Raw genomic sequence first — 17,153 nt, forward strand, 5'->3', positions numbered from 1 at the left:
TTATCGACTTTTCGCCCGGCGGCCCGGTCAGTCGTCCGGACCGTCCGCCGACCCGCCCACCGGCTCGCCGACCGGCTCCTGCTCCCGCCGCTCCCGCCGGCCGGCCGTGCTCCGCGCCCACCGCTCGGCCAGCCGCTCCTGCGCCCCCACCAGGAACGCGGTGGGCAGGAACACCGCGTCCGCGGAGACCATCGCCAGCGAGAAGAACGGCAGCCCGAGCAGCACCGCAATCGCCAGGTGCTCGCACACCATCACCGCCAGCAGCACGTTCTTCAGCCGCCGCGCGGCCAGCGAGAACGGGAAGCCGACCTGCATGACCACGGTGCCGTAGGTCAGCACGAAGGTGACCAGCAGGCTGCCGCCGAGCAGCCCGGACAGCTCCGGCCAGGGCGTGAAGTACTCCAGCTTCAGCGGGTAGAAGACGGCGGTGCCGTCCTGCCAGCGGGCGCCCTGCACCTTGTACCAGCCGGCCGTGGCGTACACCAGCACCACCTGGACGGCGATCACCAGCATCGCGCAGTTGTGCAGCATCGCGGCCAGCGCGTCGGCCAGCGCCCGCGGCTCGCCCCACTCGGACGGGTGCCGGCCCGGCCGGCGGGCCCGGCGGCGGGCGTCCAGCGACCAGACCGTCCCGCAGCGGGTGAACACCAGGTAGATCGCCATCAGATGGACCAGGTTGTCGCCGCCGTCGCCGAGGAACACGTTGCGGTTCTGTAGCGACAGCACGGTCAGCGCGAACAGCATCGCGGACGCCCGGGTCCGCCATCCCAGCGCCAGCGCGAGGGCCGACAGCAGCGCCAGCAGGTACACCGCCTCGAACCACCAGCGGCCGTCGCTCCAGGACAGCGCGGTGAAGGCGTGGGTCTCGGACAGCAGCCGGCCGTTCAGCTCCGCCGACCAGGCCGACCGGTCCCCGTACAGCACCCGCCGGTTCGGCCACTCGCGCAGCAGGTAAGCGCCCCAGGTACCGGCGGTGCCGATCCGCACCACGGCGGCCTGGTACGGGGCGAGGGTCGTCAGCAGGCGCGGCAGCGCGGCCCGGACGGCGGAGGCGGCGGACGTCACGACAGGCCCCGCCGGTCCTCGGGCTGCACCGGCCACCAGGGCAGCTCCCGGACGTGCGGCGCGGTGTCGACCTGCTCGCCGCTCCAGCGCGGCGGGGCCACCGCGGTGACGGTGGCCCGCAGCTGGACCTGGATCACCCGGTCGCCGCCGGGGCCGATCCGCTGCAGGGCGATCCGCTCCAGGTACTGCTCGGCCAGCTGCCCGCGGCTGCCGGCCGGCGCCCGCCCGTCGCCGTCGCCGTGGGTGGACTCGTAGAAGTCCCAGGCCCGGCGCAGCAGGTTCTGGTCCAGGTGGCTGGGCGCCGGGTCGTGCCGGATCGCCGCCCAGTCCTCGGCGGTCAGAGCGCGCCACTCGCCGGTGGCCACCCGCCCGTCGGCGCCGATGGTCTGCACCCGGGCGTCCACCGCGACGTTGCGCTGCAGCGGGTCCGGCGCGAACAGCTTCCAGTTCTGCTCGAACTCCGGGTAGACCACCGCGTCCACCTGGGCGCGGTACTCCTTGGACACCGAGTTCGCGGGCGCCACCGCCAGGAAGAGCGCGCCGAGGAACGCCAGGACGCAGGCTCCCAGCCCCACCCCGGCGACCACCAGCACCACCCGGGCGGGCTTGGACCAGACGCGCACGGCCGACATCCTGCCGCACCGCCCACGCGTTCGAACAGGGGCCGGGGCCCTCGCGCCCGCCCTACAGGACGAACGGCTCCTGCCCGCCGCCGCTCACCATCGGACGGCCCGCGGCCTCCCAGGCGAACATCCCGCCGTCCACGTTGACCGCGTCCCGGCCGCCCGCGACCAGGTACTGCACCACCTGCGCGGAGCGCCCGCCGACCCGGCACAGCACGTACAGCCGCCCCTCGGGCAACTCGTCGAGCCGGGCCACCACCTGGCCGATCGGGATGTGCAGCGCGCCGTCCACGTGCCCGGCGTCCCACTCGTCCTGCTCGCGGACGTCGAGCAGGGCGGCGTCGGCGGGCACCGAGGCGGCGTCGGCGGTGGGCAGCTGAGCGAACATCGGGGGAGTCTCCTGGGGTGCGTGGGACGGTTCGTTCCCGCCATTGTCCGGCAGCAGCGCGGCCAGCCGCGCCTGCCGGTCCGCGGCGGTGGCCAGCAGCTGCTCGGCGAGGTCCTCGAGCAGCCGCTCCGGCTCCTCGGGGCGCAGCAGCAGCAGCTCGCCCATCGGGGTGCGCTCCAGCCGGACCCGCTCCACGGCCAGCGCGGTGATCCGGCCGGTCAGCCACTCCAGGCGCTGGCGCAGCCAGCCCAGCCGGTCCGGGGAGTCGGCGGCGGGCGCCGAGTCCGGCGAGGAGGACCACTCCTCGGCCAGCCGCTCCAGCCCCTCGGTGTCGGCCAGCGCGTACGCCTCGTTGACCCGGGCGATGAACGCCGAGCGGCGCTCCTGCTCGGCCGGGTCGGTGGTCAGGTCGGGGTGGGCGCGGCGGGCCAGCTCGCGGTAGACCCGCTGGGCGTCCCGGTCCGGCCGCACCCGGCGGGCCTCCGGCTCGCCCTCGCGCGGGCCGCGCTCCTGCGGCGGCTCGACCCGCTCGCGGGCCTCCCGGGCCCGCCGCAGGTCCTCCGGGTCGCCGCTGAGCGCCGCCACCGACTCGGCGATCAGCGCGTCCAGCTCGTCCAGCTCGGCGTACAGCGGGCCGAGCAGCTGGTGGTGGGCCAGCGCGAAGTTGTCGACCTCCACCCGCAGGGTGGCCACGTCGACGTCCAGGGTCAGCCAGGCCAGCTCGGCCGCCGCGACCCGCTCCTCCAGGTCCTGCCGCTCCGGGTCCGCCCACACCTCGACGCTCGGTACGCTCACCCTGGCCACCCTACCGGGGCCCGGCACACCGCCGTCCGGGTGACGGCGAGGCACGCCGGGGGCGCCCGGCGGGCGACACGCAACTGATACGGACGAATCTGCCCGATTGGCTACCTGCCCCCGGTGTCCCCGTGCTTCATTGGAGGGCGCACGCAAGGACGCGCGCACCGGCCAGGAGGAGCAGCAAGCACAACAAAGGGGCAGACCGATACCCATGGTGGACCAGCCCGATCCCACACCCCCGGCCGGAGTGGTCGCCCTGCTCCGGGTCGCCGCCGTGCTGGTCGACCCCGACGGCCGGATCGCGCTGTGGAACCGCACCGCGGAGGAGCTGTTCGGCCACCGCGCCGAGGCCGTCCTCGGCCGCACCGCGCACGGCCTGCTGCCCGCCGTCGAGCCCCGTCCGGACGGCTCCGGCCCGGCCCACCGCTGCGACGCCTTCGACACCCTCGACGACCTCACCCTGGACGGCCCGTGGGCCGGCCCGATGGCCGCGCACGACCGCGAGGAGCGGCTGCGCGACGTCCTGTGGTGGGCCTACCCGCTGGTCGAGCCGGTCGGCCGCTCGCTGCTGGTGCTGGCCACCGACGCCCGTCCGCTGCGCGCCGCCGGCCCGCGGATCGCCCTCGGCGAACGCCTGCTCCCGTACGCCGCCGCCCCCGCCGCGGCCCGCCCGCAGCAGGTCGACGCCGTCCTCGCCCCGCCCGGGCCGGGCGGCGCCGAGGCGCTCGCCGGGCTGCTCCCGCCCGGCTCCGCGGAGCGCCGCCGCCGACTGCTGGACGCCCTCGCCCTGGCCGGCCCGCCCGCCCTGCGGGTGGACGGCGCGGCCGGGCTGCCGGTGGTGCCCCACCAGCCCTCCCCCGAGGGCGCCGGCACCGCCCGGGCCGCCGCCGGGATCGGCCGCCGCTACCCCACCGCGCAGCAGCGCGCCGCCCGCCGCGCCGCCGAGCCGGCCCCGGGCACGGGTGCGGCGGGCGCCACCGGGGTACGGATACCGGCTGCCGGGCCCGCGACGCCGCGGCCCGGCCGCCCCGTCCCTGGACCCCGCGACGCCGCCGCCCACGGCCCGACCCCGGGAGGCCCCGCCATCGACCCCGCCGCCCCCGACCCGATCACCGCCCCCGTCTCCCCCGCCCTCCCCGCCGTCGTCCCGCCCAGCCGGACGGCCTCCTCCGGCACCGGCGTGGAGGTGGTCCGCGGGCTGCCCGACGACGGCGACCTCGCCCTGCTCGCCTCGGTCGGCAGCCAGGTCGGCACCACCCTCGACCTGGACACCACCGCCCGCGAACTGTGCGAGGTGCTGGTCCCCCGGGTCGCCGACTTCGCCTGCGTCGACCTGCTCGACGGCCTGATCTCCGACTCCGAACTGCCCGTCGCACTGCCCGACGACGCCACCATGCTGCGCCGGGTCGCCCGCACCTTCAACGCCTCCTCGCAGCGCTGGAACCACGTCCTGGACGAGGGCGCGCTGATGGCCATGCCCCGCTCCACCCCGCCCGGCCTGGCCCTGCAGGAGAACCAGCCGGTGCTGGTCCCGCTGATCTCGGCGGACGTCGCGGTCGACTACGCGGCCGCGCTCGGCGGCCCCGAGCTGGAGCCGGCCGTGGTCGGCCGCTCGATGCTGGTGCTGCCGCTGTCCGCCCGCGGCACCGTGCTGGGCATCCTCAAGCTGCTGCGGCTGACCGACCGGGCGCCGTTCACCCGCTCCGACGCCGACACCCTCAAGGAGATCGCCGCCCGCGCCGCGCTCTCCCTGGACAACGCCCGGCTGCACCGCGCCGAGTCCAAGGTCGCCACCACCCTGCAGCGCTCGATGATCCCGACCCGCCCGCCGCGGATCCCCGGCGTGCAGATCGCCCACCGCTACATGCCGGGCGACCGCAAGGCCGAGGTCGGCGGCGACTGGTTCGACGCCATCCAGCTCCCCGGCAGCCGGGTCGCCCTGGTGGTCGGCGACGTGATGGGCCACGGCCTGCACTCGGCCGCCGCGATGGGCCGCTTCCGCACCGCCATGCAGACCCTGGCCGCCCTCGACCTGCCGCCCGCCCAGCTGCTGCGCCACCTCGACAACCTGGCCCACAAGCTCGGCGACGACCACCTGGCGACCTGCCTGTACGCCGTCTACGACCCGATCAACCGCACCTGCGAACTCGCCTCGGCCGGCCACGTCCCGCCCGTCCTGGTCCACCCCGACGGCCGCGGCGAACTGCTGGAACTGCCCTCCGGCGCGCCGATCGGCGTCGGCGGGGTGCCGTTCCAGACCAAGAAGATCGACGTCTCGGACGGCTCGATGCTGGTGCTCTGCACCGACGGCCTGGTCGAGGTCCGCGGCGGCGACATAGGAGCCGGCCTGGCGGCGCTCTGCGGCAACCTGATCGACCCCAAGCAGACCCCGGACGAGGCCTGCGACACCGTGCTGAACACCCTGCACTCCGAGGACCGGCAGGACGACATCGCCCTGCTGGTGGCCCGCTTCGACGGCGTCCCGCCGACCGAGGTCGCCACCTGGCAGCTCGGCGTCACCGAACTGGAGGTCGGCCGGGCCCGCCGGCTGGTGCGCGACCAGCTCGCCGCCTGGCAGCTGACCGCGCTCGCCGAGACCGTCGAACTGCTGGTCTCCGAACTGGTCACCAACGCCGTCCGGGTGGCCCGCTCCGAGGTGCAGCTGCAGCTGATCCGGGTCGACAAGCTGCTGGTCGAGGTCAGCGACGACAACCACAACCTGCCGTCGCTGGAACCCGCCGACTCCTTCTCCGAACACGGCCGCGGCCTGAACCTGGTCAGCAAACTGGCCGAGAAGTGGGGCACCGCCCGCAAGGCGGTCGGCAAGGTCGTCTACTTCGAGATGCCGCTGCCCCGCGGCTGACCGCCCGCCCGCCGGGTCAGGGCGTGACCGCCCTGGTCCGGCCCTGGGCGGCCACCGACGCGGCCGCGCCGACCCCGGTCAGCACCCGCGGCCAGTAGTCGCCGAACACCTCGACCCAGATGGCGATCAGGACGGCGGTGCTGATCGCCACCAGGTGCTCCAGCCCCGCCAGGTTCGGCAGCAGCAGCGCCTCCACCAGCATCGACAGCGCCACCGCCCCGCCCGTCCACCACGCCCGGCAGCGCAGCGCCACCACCACGGCCAGCGCCACCACCGCCGCCGAGGGACCGGTGTCCCGCACGTGCGCCACCCAGCGCGGGAAGCCCAGCGCGTGGTGCGGGCCCAGCGCCACCCCGACGCGGGCGAACAGCGTGCCTGCCAGGGTGCAGACGTACGCCACCACCAGGGTCAGCCGCCGCCCCAGCACGATCTCCGCCACCCCGAACACCAGGAACACCTGGGCCAGCGCCCCCCACACCGGCAGGTCCAGGGCCGGCACGTACAGCGACAGCGGGGTGCGCAGCAGCGACACGTCCAGCGGCAGCGCCGCCTTCACCACCCCGATGTCGGCCACGAACCGGTCCCCGCCCGGCAGGTGCTGGACCACCGAGAACAGCAGCACCAGCGCGGTCGCCGCGGTCGCCAGCGGCACGGCGGCGAATTTCCGCCGCACCACCTGCTCCTTCACGGAAGCGAAAAGCTCCCCCCACTCCGCGACCGCGGCCCGGCGGAATACCGCCCACCACTCCGGTCGCACGCCCCCCGCGTGGGTGATCTTCTCCACGACCCGGTTCTCCCGTCCGATTCCGTCCCGACTCGCGCCGTCGATTCTTCTACGCCTCGTCACCGACGATACGCATCGGATTAACCCGCGGCATCAGCTTCGAAGACCATTCGCGGCATCATCCTGGGGTCTGACATCCGGCCCGCTCCGCCCCCCGGCGGAGGGGCCCCACCCCCGTCCCGAGCCGTATCCGGCCGGGAAGACTTCCTCACTTGTGCCGGCGGCGGAACAGGGCCGGCATGGTGGGCGCCGTGATGAAACCCTCCGCGCGGGCCGAGGCGATGCCGATCCGGGGAATCTCGCCGCTCTTCTCGAAGAGCAGATAACGCGGTTCCCAGATCGGCCGGTATTTCGCGTTCGCCCGGTAGAGCGACTCGATCTGCCACCAACGCGAGAAGAAACCGAGCACCGAACGCCACAGCCGCAGCACCGGGCCCGCACCCAGCTTCGAGCCGCGCTCGAAAACCGAGCGGAACATCGCGAAGTTCAACGAGACCCGTTCCAGTTCGACCTCCTTCGCCCGCTGCAGGAGTTCGATCACCATGAACTCCATCAGGCCGTTCTCGCTGTCCCGGTCGCGCCGCATCAGGTCCAGCGACAGGCCGTGCCCGCCCCACGGCACGAAGCTCAGCAGCGCCCGCAGCTCGCCGTCCCCGTCGAAGCACTCCAGCATCACGCAGCGCCCGTCGCCCGCGTCGCCGAGCCGGCCCAGCGCCATCGAGAAGCCCCGCTCGGTCGCCCCGTCCCGCCAGTGGTCGGCCTTGGCCACCAGCTCGGCCATCTCGCACTCGGGGATGTCCCCGTGCCGGCGGATCCGCACCGTGTACCCGGCCCGCTTGACCCGGTTGTACGCCTGCCGGACCACCCGCATCGCCCGGCCGTCCAGCGAGAACTCGTCCAGCTCGACGATCGCCTCGTCGCCCAGCTCCAGCGCGTCCAGGCCGTGCCGGGCGTAGATCACCCCGGCCTCCTCGGAGGCACCCATCACGGCCGGCACCCAGGCGTGCTCGCGGGCCTCCGCCAGCCAGGCGTCGATCGCCCCCGGCCAGGCCTCCGGGTCGCCGATCGGATCGCCGGAGGCCAGCGTGACGCCGCCGACCACCCGGTAGGCGATCGCCGCCTTCCCCGACGGCGAGAACACCACCGCCTTGTCCCGGCGCAGCGCGAAGTACCCCAGCGAGTCCCGCTCGCCCTGCTTCTCCAGCAGCTCGCGCAGCCGGCTCTGCTCCTCGTCGCTCTGCAGCTCCTCACCCCGCGGCGAGCGGAACGCCACGTACAGCACGAACAGGAACAGCACCGCGCTCATCGCGTTGATCGCCGCGTTCACCCAGGTCGGCACCGAGACCACGTCGAGGACCCGCTCCGAGGGGTTCAGCGTGATCATCCGGTGCACCGCGTAGCTGAACCGGGTGCCGAAGCCCGCGCCGGCGACCTCGTTGGTCAGCTGCACCAGCACCGAGCCGATCAGCCCGCCCAGCAGCAGCCCGCCGACCGCGGCGGCGGCCGCGGTCTTCGGGTTGGAGCGGTCGCCCTTGGAGGTGAACTCCTTGCGGGAGACCAGCAGCGCCACCAGGAACAGCCCGGTCAGCACGATCGAGAAGTAGTTCCAGGGGTGGTCCCGGTAGCGGTCGCCCCAGGCCATCCAGGCCAGGTAGCCGAGGAACGTCAGCCCGGCCAGGCCGGTGTTGAAGATCCACGCCGCCCGCTTGCGGCGGCGCATCGCCACCGCCAGGAACAGCGCCAGCACCACCGCAGTCAGGCCCGCGGTCATCAGGTAGGGGGTGAAGAACTCCCCCTCGTTGTGCCGTTGGACCTGGTCCCGGAACGGCACCGACAGCACCGCCACCAGGTTGAGCAGGGCCATCAGCCGCAGGTACCAGACGGTCGACGCGGCGGCTCGCGGGCGCCACCGTGCCAGCGGACCCGGGCCCTCGCCGCTCGTGGGGGACACGGCTGAGGAAGCCGTCTTCACAGTGGACACAGCAACCATTCCAGACGATCGATCACGGGGGCGCATCCGCTCGCGGTTCGGCGCACTCCACCCCGATTTCCATGGTTGCCCAGCCAGGATGAGAATTGCGTGAATCCGGTAGCGGATTCCCACCCCCGCCGATCGGCGGGGGTCGCGGACCGCCCGGCACCGAACCGCCACCAGCGGGAGAGACAGGGAGAGACATGCCGCCGACCCGGGTCCTGATCGTGGACGACGAGGTGCTGGTCCGTTCCGGACTCGGCCTGATCGTCGGCACCGCACCCGACCTGGAAGTGGTCGGCGGCTGCTCCGGCGGCCAGGCCGAACAGCTCGCCCGCGAACTCGCCCCCCGGGTCGTCCTGCTCGACGTCCGGATGCCCGACCTGGACGGCATCAGCGTGCTGCGCCGGCTGCGCGCGCTGCCCGACCCGCCCGCCGTCGCCATGCTCACCACCTTCGACACCGACGAGCACATCGGCACCGCGCTGCGGGCCGGCGCCGCCGGGTTCCTGCTCAAGGACACCGCCCCCGAGCAGCTGGTGCACGCCGTCCGGGTGCTCGCGGCCGGCGGCAGCGTGCTCTCCCCGACCGTCGCCCGCACCGTGATCAGCGGCTACGTCGAGGGCGGCGGACCCGACACCGCGGCCGCCGGCCTCACCGGCCGGCTCACCGGCCGCGAGCTCGACGTCCTGGCGCTGCTCGGCGAGGGCCTGTCCAACGCCGAGATAGCCGACCGGCTGTTCCTCGGCACCGGCACCGTCAAGGACCACATCAGCGCCATCCTGGCCAAGCTCGGCGCCGCCAACCGCGTCCAGGCCGCCGTCATCGCCCACCGCGCCGGACTGGTCCGCGACCGGCAGGACGGGGAGTGACCCCCGAGGCCCCCGGCGCCGCCGAGGCCCCCGCGCGCCCCGGAGCCCCCGCCGCGCCCCCCGGGCCGCCCGCCGCCCCGGGCTCCCGGCTCCGGGCCCTGCTGCGCTCCCCGCGCACCACCCTGCTGGTCCCGGTGCTGCTGGCCGCGATGGACTCCGCCCTGGTCGCCAAGGGCTCCGAGCCCTGGCAGCTGGCGCTCTCCGCGCTCTCCGTCGCCGTCCTGCTGCTCCGCCGCCGCTTCCCGCTCACGGTGGCCCTGCTCACCCTGCCCGGCGCGTTCTTCAACGAGATCTGGCTGGCCCCCCTCACCGCCGTCTACTCGGTCGCCGCCGCCCGCCCCCGGCCCCCCGTCCCGGTCGCCTGCGCCACCGCCTTCGCCCTGGTCGAGTTCTTCCACTGGCCGTTCGACCCCGGCCTGTTCGCCCTCAGCCGGGACAACGCGCTGTACGCCATCCAGTCGGTGATGCTCGGCGCCGGACCGGCCGCCCTCGGCATGCTGGTCCGCACCCGCGGCGAACTCGCCGAACGGGTCACCGAACTCACCGCCGGCCGCCAGCGCGAGAGCCGGCTGCTGGCCGAGAAGGTGCTGGCCGCCGAACGCGCCCGGCTCGCCCGCGAGATGCACGACGTGGTCTCCCACCAGGTCAGCCTGATCTCGATCCAGGCCGGGGCGCTGCAGGTCGCCAGCACCGACCCGGCCGCCCGGGACGGCGCCCACACCATCCGCGAGCTCTCCGTCCGCACCCTCGACGAGCTCCGCCAGATGGTCGGCGTGCTGCGCGCCGCGGGCGTCCCCGGCACCCCGCTCGCCCCGCAGCCCACCCTCGCCGACCTGCCCCGGCTGATCGACGGCAGCGGCCTGGCCGTCACCCGCCGCCTCGACCCGGGCCGCCGGAACTGGCCCGAGGCCGTCGAACGGGCCGCCTACCGCACCGTCCAGGAGGGCCTCACCAACATCAGCAAGCACGCCCCCGGCGCCCCGGTCACCGTCCGGGTCACCGCCCGCGGCGGCCGGCTGCACGTCGAGGTCCGCAACGGCCCGCCGCCGCTGCGCCCGGCCGGCGCCGGCCAGGACACCGCCCCGCTGCCCGGCGGCGGCCACGGCCTGATCGGCCTGCGCGAACGCGCCGCCCTGCTCGGCGGCACCTTCACCGCCGCCCCCACCCCCGACGGCGGCTTCGCCCTGCACGCCGTGCTGCCCGCCCCCTGAGCCGCCCCGGACCGCCACGGGCCGTTCCGGGGCACCGGCTCCGGCTCCGGAGAACGAGAAAGCCCCGCAGATCCTGAGGATCTGCGGGGCTTCGCTGTGCGCGAGGGGGGAGTTGAACCCCCACGCCCTTTCGGGCACTGGAACCTGAATCCAGCGCGTCTGCCTATTCCGCCACCCGCGCATGGGTGTTGTCTTCAGTTGCTTACCGCTTCTTCCGACCTGTCGAGAAGCTTACCGCATCTCTCGGGGTCTTCCGTTCGGCTCCCTCTCGGGCGCCCCTTCCGACATGGAAAACATTAGCACGCCCCACGCCGTACCTGCGAATCCATTCCGACCGGCCTCCCGGCACGGGTCCGCCCGGCCCGCAACCGGAGGCCGGGCGAACGAGTGAGCGGGCCGCCCGGCGGGTACCCCTCCGGGCGCGACCTAGGCGGGGAACCGTACGGAAGGGCCGGGCGTGGATACGATCAGTACGGAAGTACCGCTTTCCAGCCGACGAGCCGGCCCGTCCGACGCCCTGAGAGGGGGTGCCCCGTGGGAGTCCTGAAGAAGTTCGAGCAGCGACTCGAAGGTCTCGTGAACGGCACCTTCGCCAAGGTGTTCAAGTCCGAGGTCCAACCGGTGGAGATCGCCGGCGCCCTGCAGCGCGAGTGCGACAACAACGCCACCATCTGGAACCGGGACCGCACGGTCGTCCCGAACGACTTCATCGTCGAGCTCAGCCCGCACGACCACGAGCGGCTCAGCCCCTACGCCACCCAGCTCGGCACCGAGCTGGCCGGGATGGTCCGCGAGTACGCGGAGGCCCAGCGGTACAGCTTCATGGGGCCGCTCCAGGTCGCCCTGGAGAAGGCCGACGACCTGGACACCGGCCTGTACCGGGTGCGCAGCCGCACGCTGGCCGCCGAGGAGCCCCAGCGGGCCCCGGCCGCGCCGCCCGCCGCCCAGCCCGGGTACGGCCGCCCGCCGACCCCGCCCGCGCCCGGCGCCCCCTGGCACCAGGGCGCGGCCCCCGCCGCCCCCTACGGCGCACCGCCGCCGCCCGCCGCCCCGCCCGCGATGCCGTCCGCCCCCCCGGCGGCCGGGAACGTGCGGCCCTTCCCCGGGGCGGGCCACGGCGGCGCCGGCACCCGGCGCTGGATCGAGGTGAACGGCGCCCGGCACCAGATCAGCCAGAACGCGGTGGTGCTGGGCCGCTCCACCGAGGCGGACATCCGGATCGACGACCCCGGAGTGTCCCGCAAGCACGCGGAGATCCGTCCCGGTACGCCCGCGATGGTCCTGGACCTGGGGTCCACCAACGGCATCGTGGTGGACGGGCAGCACACCCAGCGCGCTACGCTCCGCGACGGCTCCCGGATCGTCCTGGGGTCGACCACCATCGTCTACCGACAGGTCGAAGGGTAGAAGCGGGCCGGTATGTCTGATCTGACCCTGACGGTCATGCGGCTGGGCTTCCTCGCCGTCCTCTGGCTGTTCGTCATCGTCGCGGTGCAGGTGATCCGCAGCGACCTGTTCAACACCAAGGCCGCGGCGCGCACCGCCCAGCGCCCCAGTGCCCCCGCGCCCGCCCAGGCCGGACCGGGCCGCGCCCCCCAGGGACAGCCCGCCGCCGCCGCGCAGCAGGCGCAGGCCCGGCAGCGCCGCGGCCAGCCCACCCACCTGGTGGTGACCCAGGGATCGCTGGCCGGGACGACCGTCGCGCTGCAGGGCCAGACCATCACGTTGGGCCGGGCGCACGACTCCACCATCGTCCTGGACGACGACTACGCGTCCTCCCGCCATGCCAGGATCTACCCGGATCAGGCTGGGCAGTGGACGGTGGAGGATCTAGGCTCCACCAACGGCACCTATCTGGACCGGCAGCGGCTCACCACGCCGACGCCGCTCCAGATCGGCGTGCCGATCCGAATCGGCAGGACCGTCATCGAGCTGCGGAAGTAGTCAGCGCATGAGGACCAGCTCCACCCGAAGGAGGGCCCGGACAGCATGAGTCTCGTGCTGCGCTTCGCCGCCGGCTCGCACAAGGGCCTGATCCGTGAAGGGAACGAGGACTCCGGCTACGCCGGGCCCCGGCTGCTCGCGGTGGCCGACGGCATGGGCGGGGCGGCGGCCGGCGAGGTCGCCTCCTCGGAGGTCCTCGGCTCGATCGTCCGGCTCGACGAGCCGCACCCCGGCGCCGACCTGCTGACCCTGCTCAACGAGGCGGTGCAGACCGCCAACGACCGGCTGCGGCAGATGGTCGAGCAGGACCCGCAGCTCGAGGGCATGGGCTGCACGCTCACCGCGCTGCTCTGGGACGGCCAGCGGATGGGCCAGGTGCACATCGGCGACTCCCGGGCCTACCTGCTGCGCGACGGCCGGCTCGACCAGATCACCCAGGACCACACCTGGGTGCAGCGGCTGGTCGACGAGGGCCGGATCACCGCCGAGGAGGCCGAGACCCACCCGCAGCGCTCGCTGCTGATGCGCGCCCTGGACGGCCGCGGCCAGGTCGAGCCCGACCTGTCGATCCGCGAGGTCCGGGCCGGCGACCGCTACCTGATCTGCTCCGACGGCCTGTCCGGCCCGGTCAGCCACCAGACCCTGGAGGAGACGCTCGGCAGCTACTACGCGCCCGAGCAGACCGTCCAGGAGCTGATCCAGCTGGCGCTGCGCGGCGGCGGCCCGGACAACATCACCTGCATCGTCGCCGACGTGATCGACGTCGGCGCCACCGACCCGCTCAGCGGCCAGACCGCCGAGGCCCCGATGGTGGTCGGCGCGGTCGCCGACACCCAGCCGCACCACTTCAACGACCCGCAGCTGCTGGACACCCCGGCCGGCCGCGCCGCCGGCCTCGGTCGCGGCCAGGCCCCGCAGGGCGCCTTCGGGCCCGCCCAGGGCTACGAGGGCGCCTACGAGCAGCAGCAGCCCGGCTACGGCGCCCCCGCGGGCGACTTCGGCCCCCCGGCGGGCTACGGCGCCCCGGCGGACGACTTCACCCAGGCCGGCTTCCCGGCCGGCGAGGGCGGCTACGGCGCGCCCGGCGAGGAGTTCGACCAGGACGCCCCGGTCGAGCGCCGGAAGAAGAAGCGCGGCCTGAAGCTCACCCTGATCGGGGTGCTGGTGCTCGCGGTGCTCGGCGCCGGCGGGTTCTTCGCCTGGCAGTGGAGCCAGGACCAGTACTACGTCGGCGTCCAGGACGGCCACGTCGCGGTCTACCGCGGCCTCGACCAGAACCTGGCCGGCCTCGAGCTCAGCTCGGTCTACCAGCCGTACGCCGACGTCGAACTCAAGTACCTGCCCGCCTACCAGGCGGACCAGGTCGCCAAGAAGATCCAGGCCGACGGCCTGGCCGACGCCCGGAAGCAGGTCGAGGTGCTGCGCACGCAGGCCGCCGTCTGCAAGAAGGTCGCCGAGTCCAAGACCGCCCCCCCGGCCGCCGGGGAGGGCACCGCGCCGTCCGCACCGCCGCTGACCGAGCAGGAGCAGCAGCTCGCCGCGTCCTGCCCGGCCCAGTAGGGCCGCGGGCGAACCCGGGGGGTTTCACACAGGCATGAGCACCTTCGACGTGAGCGGCGGCCGCACGCCCGCCGCCGGGCGGCGGCGGGCCGCCGGCCGGACCTCCCCGGACGCCGTGCCGAACCGGCGCAACACCGAGCTGCTGATGCTGGCCTTCGCGGTGGCCATCCCGATGTTCGGGTACGCCAACGTGGGGCTGGCGATGGACGGCACGCTGCCCGCCAACATCCTGGCCTACGGCCTGGGCCTGGGCGTGCTGGCCGGCGCCGCGCACCTGGCGGTGCGCCGGTTCGCCCCGTACGCCGACCCGCTGCTGCTGCCGCTGGCGACGCTGCTGAACGGGCTGGGCCTGGTGATGCTCTGGCGGCTCGACAAGGCCGGCAAGCTGCTGCGCAACAACTTCCCGGCGACCACCAACCAGCTGATGTGGTCGGGCCTGGGCATCGGGCTGTTCGTCGGCGTGATGCTGCTGCTCAAGGACCACCGGATCCTGCAGCGCTACACCTACATCTCGATGGTGCTGGCGCTGGTGCTGCTGGCCGCGCCGGCCTTCTTCCCGTCCCGGGCCGAGGACTTCGGCGCGAAGATCTGGATCCGCTTCGGCTCCTTCTCGATCCAGCCCGGCGAGTTCGCCAAGATCATCCTGACCATCTTCTTCGCCGGCTTCCTGATGGTGAAGAAGGACGCCCTGGCGCTGGCCAGCCGCAAGTTCATGGGCCTGTACCTGCCGCGCGGCCGCGACCTCGGGCCGATCGTGGTGGTCTGGCTGCTGTCGATCCTGATCCTGGTGTTCGAGACCGACCTCGGCACCTCCTTCCTGTTCTTCGGCCTGTTCGTGGTGATGCTGTACGTGGCCACCGAGCGGACCAGCTGGATCGTCTTCGGTCTGCTGATGTCCTTCGGCGGCGCCGCGGTGGTCGCCACCAGCGAGCGGCACGTGAAGACCCGCATCAACGCCTGGCTGGACCCGATGGCGGCGTTCGGGCCGCACCCGCCCAAGGAGTCCTCGGAGCAGATCGGCCAGACCCTGATGTCGCTGGGCTCCGGCGGCACCGTCGGCACCGGCCTGGGGCAGGGCCGCAGCTGGCTGATCCAGTTCGCGGCGAAGAGCGACTTCATCCTCGGCTCGTTCGGCGAGGAGCTGGGCCTGACCGGCCTGATGGCGGTCTTCCTGGTCTACGGCCTGGTGGTGCAGCGCGGCCTGCGCACCGCGCTGGCGGCCCGCGACCCGTTCGGCAAGCTGCTCGCGGTCGGCCTGAGCTCGGCGTTCGCGCTCCAGGTGTTCGTGGTCGCGGGCGGGGTCACCGGCCTGATCCCGCTGACCGGCATGACCATGCCGTTCCTGGCCCAGGGCGGTTCCTCGGTGGTGGCCAACTGGGCGCTGATCGCCGTCCTGATGAAGATCAGCGACACCGCCCGCCGCCCGGCCGCCGAACCGACCCCCGAGCCGGTCCCGACCATCCCGGAGCCGGCCGGTCCCGACCGGTACGGGCCGCCCGGGTACGGCACGCCGGACCAGAGCAGGGGAGCGTCCTCGTGAACAAGCCGATCCGCCGGGTGTCGATCTTCTGCCTGGTCCTGGTGCTGGCGCTGATGGTCCGGGTGAACTGGGTGCAGGGCGTGCAGGCCTCGGCCTGGGCGAGCAACCCGCACAACGACCGGGTGAAGTACGACCGGTACGCCTACCCGCGCGGCAACATCATCGTCGGCGGGCAGCCCGTCACCAAGTCCGACTTCGTCGACGGCCTGCGCTACAAGTACAAGCGCTCCTGGGTGGACGGGCCGATGTACGCGCCGGTCACCGGCTACTCCTCGCAGATCTTCGACGCCAGCCAGCTGGAGAAGCTGGAGGACCCGGTGCTGTCCGGCACCGACTCCCGGCTGTTCTTCCGCAACACCCTGGACATGCTGACCGGCAAGCCCAAGCAGGGCGGCGACGTGGTCACCACCATCGACCCGAAGGTGCAGAAGGCCGGCTTCGAGGGCCTGGGCAACCGGAAGGGCGCCGCGGTGGCGATCGACCCGCGCACCGGGGCGATCCTGGCGCTGGTCTCCACCCCGTCCTACGACCCGGGCACCTTCGCGGGCGGCGGCAACAGCGACTCCGAGGCCTGGACGGCGCTGCAGAACGACCCGAACCAGCCGATGCTGAACCGGGCGCTGCGCCAGACCTACCCGCCCGGTTCGACGTTCAAGCTGGTCACCGCGGCGACCGCGTTCGAGACCGGCAAGTTCAAGAACCCCACGGACACCACCGACACCCCGGAGACGTACATCCTGCCGGGCACCAGCACCCCGCTGGTCAACGACAGCCCCGACGAGCCCTGCACGAACGCCACCCTCGCCTCGGCGATGGCCATCTCGTGCAACACGGTGTTCGGCAAGATCGGCGCCGAGCTCGGCAAGGACGCGCTGCGCTCGCAGGCCGAGAAGTTCGGTTTCAACAACGACAAGGTGGACGTCCCGATCCGGGCCGCCGCCAGCTACTACCCCAGCGGCTCCTCCCCCGACGGCACCGCGATGGACGCCATCGGCCAGCACGACACCCGGGCCACCCCGCTGCAGATGGCCATGGTGGCGGCGGCGATCGCCAACAACGGCTCGCTGATGCAGCCGTACCTGGTCTCCCAGGAGGGCTCGGCGGGCAACGCCATCTCCACCCACTCCGAGCACCAGCTGAGCCAGGCCGTCTCGCCGGAGACCGCGCAGAAGCTCCAGCAGCTGATGGAGGCCGTGGTGAGCGGCGGCACCGGCAAGCGGGCGGCCATCCCGGGCGTGACGGTCGGCGGCAAGACCGGCACCGCGCAGCACGGCCAGGACAACGCGGGCAAGCCGTTCGCCTGGTTCGTCTCCTACGCGAAGGACTCCGGCGGCAAGCAGGTCGCGGTGGCGGTGGTGGTCGAGGACGGCGCGGCGCAGAGCTCGGAGATCTCCGGCGGCTCGATCGCGGCGCCGATCGCCAAGTCGATGATGCAGGCGGCGCTGGGCAAGTAGGTCCGGTCAGCTGTGTCACATTCCGGCCGCCGATCCTCGATCGGCGGCCGGAATTGTCACAATGGGACGGTCCTGATCG

13 protein-coding genes and 1 tRNA gene are annotated in these 17,153 nt (G+C 73.6%); 8 read left to right on the forward strand and 6 right to left on the reverse strand.

Annotation, left to right across the window (positions count from 1 at the left end):
• Positions 1-27 precede the first annotated feature (27 nt).
• The 3 genes from EDD39_RS06510 to EDD39_RS06520 form a co-directional block, all read right to left on the reverse strand.
• On the reverse strand, positions 28-1,065 hold the full coding sequence (locus tag EDD39_RS06510) for an HTTM domain-containing protein (protein WP_123553930.1): 1,038 nt from the start codon (positions 1,063-1,065) through the stop codon (positions 28-30).
• On the reverse strand, positions 1,062-1,688 hold the full coding sequence (locus EDD39_RS06515) for a DUF5819 family protein (protein ID WP_123817841.1): 627 nt from the start codon (positions 1,686-1,688) through the stop codon (positions 1,062-1,064). The genes EDD39_RS06510 and EDD39_RS06515 overlap by 4 nt, the downstream gene beginning before the upstream one ends.
• Positions 1,689-1,749: 61 nt before the next feature.
• Positions 1,750-2,871, reverse strand: coding sequence for a rhodanese-like domain-containing protein (locus tag EDD39_RS06520; protein WP_148089400.1), 1,122 nt, complete (start codon positions 2,869-2,871; stop codon positions 1,750-1,752).
• A gap of 214 nt (positions 2,872-3,085) precedes the next feature.
• Here EDD39_RS06520 and EDD39_RS06525 point away from each other — a divergent pair, with 214 nt between their 5' ends.
• Entirely contained in the window at positions 3,086-5,737 is a 2,652-nt protein-coding gene (locus tag EDD39_RS06525; protein WP_123553936.1) for a SpoIIE family protein phosphatase, read from the forward strand.
• Positions 5,738-5,753: 16 nt separating this feature from the next.
• On the opposite strand, the gene EDD39_RS39365 is transcribed toward EDD39_RS06525, so the two are convergent.
• Both EDD39_RS39365 and EDD39_RS06535 read right to left on the reverse strand, forming a co-directional pair.
• A complete protein-coding gene (locus EDD39_RS39365) occupies positions 5,754-6,425 on the reverse strand; it encodes a hypothetical protein (protein WP_162869955.1) in 672 nt (223 codons plus the stop codon).
• 304 nt (positions 6,426-6,729) lie between these two features.
• Positions 6,730-8,472 (reverse strand): phosphatidylglycerol lysyltransferase domain-containing protein, encoded by a 1,743-nt coding sequence (locus EDD39_RS06535; protein ID WP_123553939.1) that lies wholly within the window; start codon positions 8,470-8,472, stop codon positions 6,730-6,732.
• 224 nt (positions 8,473-8,696) lie between these two features.
• Here EDD39_RS06535 and EDD39_RS06540 point away from each other — a divergent pair, with 224 nt between their 5' ends.
• Both EDD39_RS06540 and EDD39_RS06545 read left to right on the forward strand, forming a co-directional pair.
• Complete coding sequence (locus tag EDD39_RS06540; protein WP_123553941.1) at positions 8,697-9,365, forward strand: response regulator; 669 nt, start codon at positions 8,697-8,699, stop codon at positions 9,363-9,365.
• Entirely contained in the window at positions 9,362-10,576 is a 1,215-nt protein-coding gene (locus EDD39_RS06545; RefSeq protein ID WP_244256622.1) for a sensor histidine kinase, read from the forward strand. Before EDD39_RS06540 ends, EDD39_RS06545 begins: the two co-directional genes overlap by 4 nt.
• A gap of 97 nt (positions 10,577-10,673) precedes the next feature.
• Here EDD39_RS06545 and EDD39_RS06550 read toward each other — a convergent pair.
• Positions 10,674-10,757: transfer RNA gene (locus tag EDD39_RS06550), tRNA-Leu, on the reverse strand.
• A gap of 353 nt (positions 10,758-11,110) precedes the next feature.
• Between EDD39_RS06550 and EDD39_RS06555 the strand changes: the two genes are divergently transcribed.
• Genes EDD39_RS06555 through EDD39_RS06575 form a run of 5 tightly spaced genes read left to right on the forward strand, consistent with a single transcriptional unit; the run spans position 11,111 to position 17,074 of the window.
• Positions 11,111-11,983 carry an FhaA domain-containing protein gene (locus tag EDD39_RS06555; RefSeq protein WP_030457665.1) on the forward strand — a complete coding sequence of 291 codons (873 nt, stop codon included), beginning with the start codon at positions 11,111-11,113 and terminating at the stop codon, positions 11,981-11,983.
• A gap of 12 nt (positions 11,984-11,995) precedes the next feature.
• Entirely contained in the window at positions 11,996-12,520 is a 525-nt protein-coding gene (locus EDD39_RS06560) for an FHA domain-containing protein FhaB/FipA (RefSeq protein WP_123553944.1), read from the forward strand.
• A 45-nt stretch (positions 12,521-12,565) separates the two neighbouring features.
• On the forward strand, positions 12,566-14,080 hold the full coding sequence (locus tag EDD39_RS06565; protein WP_123553946.1) for a protein phosphatase 2C domain-containing protein: 1,515 nt from the start codon (positions 12,566-12,568) through the stop codon (positions 14,078-14,080).
• Positions 14,081-14,114: 34 nt separating this feature from the next.
• Positions 14,115-15,620 (forward strand): FtsW/RodA/SpoVE family cell cycle protein, encoded by a 1,506-nt coding sequence (locus EDD39_RS06570; protein ID WP_123553947.1) that lies wholly within the window; start codon positions 14,115-14,117, stop codon positions 15,618-15,620.
• A complete protein-coding gene (locus tag EDD39_RS06575) occupies positions 15,617-17,074 on the forward strand; it encodes a peptidoglycan D,D-transpeptidase FtsI family protein (RefSeq protein ID WP_123553949.1) in 1,458 nt (485 codons plus the stop codon). The genes EDD39_RS06570 and EDD39_RS06575 overlap by 4 nt, the downstream gene beginning before the upstream one ends.
• The last annotated feature ends 79 nt before the right edge of the window (positions 17,075-17,153 follow it).

Origin of the sequence: Kitasatospora cineracea (assembly GCF_003751605.1) — a bacterium.
Lineage (GTDB): Bacteria > Actinomycetota > Actinomycetes > Streptomycetales > Streptomycetaceae > Kitasatospora > Kitasatospora cineracea.

Coding starts and splice junctions, on each gene's coding strand:
- EDD39_RS06560 (WP_123553944.1), top strand. CDS start 11,996: ATGTCTGATCTGACCCTGACGGTCATGCGGCTGGGCTTCCTCGCCGTC.
- EDD39_RS06570 (WP_123553947.1), top strand. CDS start 14,115: ATGAGCACCTTCGACGTGAGCGGCGGCCGCACGCCCGCCGCCGGGCGG.
- EDD39_RS06525 (WP_123553936.1), top strand. CDS start 3,086: ATGGTGGACCAGCCCGATCCCACACCCCCGGCCGGAGTGGTCGCCCTG.
- EDD39_RS06540 (WP_123553941.1), top strand. CDS start 8,697: ATGCCGCCGACCCGGGTCCTGATCGTGGACGACGAGGTGCTGGTCCGT.
- EDD39_RS06565 (WP_123553946.1), top strand. CDS start 12,566: ATGAGTCTCGTGCTGCGCTTCGCCGCCGGCTCGCACAAGGGCCTGATC.